Source organism: Pseudomonadota bacterium (genome assembly GCA_010028905.1).
GTDB lineage: Bacteria > Vulcanimicrobiota > Xenobia > RGZZ01 > RGZZ01 > RGZZ01.
The window spans coordinates 1-2,312 of sequence record RGZZ01000647.1 but is presented as its reverse complement, the minus strand read 5'-3'; the positions used below and the strand labels follow the sequence as shown (position 1 = coordinate 2,312).

General features: G+C 66.7%; 2 protein-coding genes. Both read left to right on the top strand.

Translation table 11 applies throughout. The features are described from left to right. Nucleotides 1-123 precede the first annotated feature (123 nt). Nucleotides 124-1,080, top strand: coding sequence for a polysaccharide deacetylase family protein (locus EB084_23925; GenBank protein ID NDD31311.1), 957 nt, complete (start codon nucleotides 124-126; stop codon nucleotides 1,078-1,080). 99 nt (nucleotides 1,081-1,179) lie between these two features. Continuing rightward, nucleotides 1,180-2,312: type II secretion system F family protein (locus tag EB084_23920; GenBank protein ID NDD31310.1), on the top strand; the 1,133-nt coding region annotated here is incomplete at its 3' end.

Sequence of the window (2,312 nt, the reverse complement as noted above, 5' to 3'; positions counted from 1 at the left end):
AGATGACCCAGCTGAAGGCCTCTCTGGCGGCCAAGGCCGGCAAGTAACCCTCTTCACTCGGCACGCGCCTCCCCCGCGCGCAAGGCAGGGGGAGGCGCCTCCCCCGACAACCGTACCAACGATATGCCCGCCCTCCCGCTCTGGTTCACGCTCGGTCTCGTGCTGGCCGCGTACGGCGCCTTCGTCGCGTCGCACTACTACGCGCCCACCCTGCGCCAGCAGGCCGCCTGCTTCATCGGCGCCTACGTGGCTCTCTTCGCGGGCCTGACCGCTCTCGGCGACGACACGCGCGGCGCCGTGCTCGGCCGCCTGTCGTGGATGTTCTCCACGCGCACCACCCTGAGCGATTCCCTGGTGCCGCTCGCGATCTGCGCGGGACTCTTCGGCCTCTGGCTGATGTACTTCATCCCCCGATATCAGACCATGGGGCTGGGCGATCCACAGGGCACCATCCGCGAGGTCCGCTTCCCGTTCAAGGCGGCCTCTCTCACCTTCGATGACGGCCCCTCGCCAGAGTGGACCCCGAAGATTCTCGACGTGCTCGACCGACATCGGGTGAAAGCGACGTTCTTCCTGGTCGGCGAAGCGGTGGAGCGACATCCGGAGGTAGCAGCCGAGATCGCACGCCGTGGGCACAGCATCGGCAGCCACAGTCACTCGCATCGCCCTCTTCCCCTGCTTGACGCGCGCAGCCTCTGCGAGGAGATCGATCGCGCGGCCGACGCCATCGAGAAGGCCACGGGTAAGCGCCCGCAGTACTTCCGTCCCCCCTGGGGCTTCTTCAATCGGCGGGTGCTGATCGAGCTGCGCGCCCGCGGCTACCTCACCGTGCTCTGGACCCGCTCATCGCAGGACTGGCGAAACCCCGGCCCCGAGGTTGTCGAGGCGCTGGGCGCCGCCGACCCGAAGCTGGGCGACATCATCCTGCTGCACGACGGGGGCAACTACCCCTCGAAGACGCCCCCCACCACCTCGCGCGCCGACACCGTCGAGGGGGTCGATCGCATCATCCGACGGCTGGAGCGAAGCGGGTTCCAGTGCCGCTCCATGGATGAGATGGTGGCCGCCTGGATGTCGTGACCGCCCCTCACGCGACACGGCCTCCTCCGGCAGGAGGTTGCCGCGGCCGGCGACAAGGTTCTGACGCACGGCGCCAGCACAGAGGCTCATCGGGCGGCGATGCAGATGCGAGAGGTCGTCAGGCGCATGGCACACTTCCGCTACAAGGCCCTTGACGCCGAGGGGCGCTCCCAGCAGGGCGAGCTCACTGCCCGCAACGCAGATCAGGTGGTGGCCCTGCTGCGAGAGCGCAAGCTCACCGTGCTGCACGTCGAGGAGATCGCGTCCGCAGCCCCCGCGCCGCTCCCGCGCGCCGCGAAGACCCGGCCCATGCCAGACACGAAGGCGACAGCCACACCCTTCTTCGGGGTCTCGAAGAAGACGCTGTCACTGTTCACGCGCCAGCTCGCAACCACCCTCTCAGCGGGCCTGCCTCTGATGCGAATCCTCAGCCTGCTGCACAAGAAGACGAAGAGCGGCCCGATGCACGTCGTGCTCGAGCAGACGGGCAGCGACCTGCAGCACGGTGTGAGCTTCTCGGAAGCGCTGGCGAAGCACCCCCGCGTGTTCGACTCGATGTACCTCAACATGATTCGCGTGGGCGAGGCCGGTGGAAACCTCAGCGAGACCGTGACCCGCCTCGCCCAGATGCTCGAGAAGGAGACGGCGCTGCAGCGCAAGGTGAAGGGGGCGCTCTTCTACCCCGCGTTCGTGCTGCTGTTCACCATCGTCATCGGATACTGCATGCTGGCCTTCCTGATGCCCATGTTCACCCCCATGTTCCAGAACTCGGGAATGGACATCAAGAGCCAGTACCCGCTCACCTACCTGCTCATCCAGGGCAGCGCCTGGTGCAGCGATCCGAAGGCGATGGGCATCACATTCGTGATTCTGGTGATGATCGCGGTGATCATCAAGATCGCCCTGCAGACCAGAGCAGGGCGCTACGTGCTCGACTTCTCGCTCTACCATGCCCCCCTGTTCTCGGCGATGGTGCAGCAGGCAGCGGCCGCGCGGTTCTGTCGCGCCTTCTCCACCCTGCTCAAGAGCGGCGTGCCCCTTCTCCAGTCGCTGCAGCTGGTGGCCGACTCTTCCGGCAACCTCGTGATCTCGCGATCGATTGCGAAGGTGGCGCGAAACATCCAGTCGGGCGATCGCATCTCGGAGACGCTCGAGTCGGTGAAGGTCTTCCCCGATCTGGTGGTGCAGATGGCCGCCATCGGCGAGGAAGCCGGGTCGCTGCCCGAGATGCT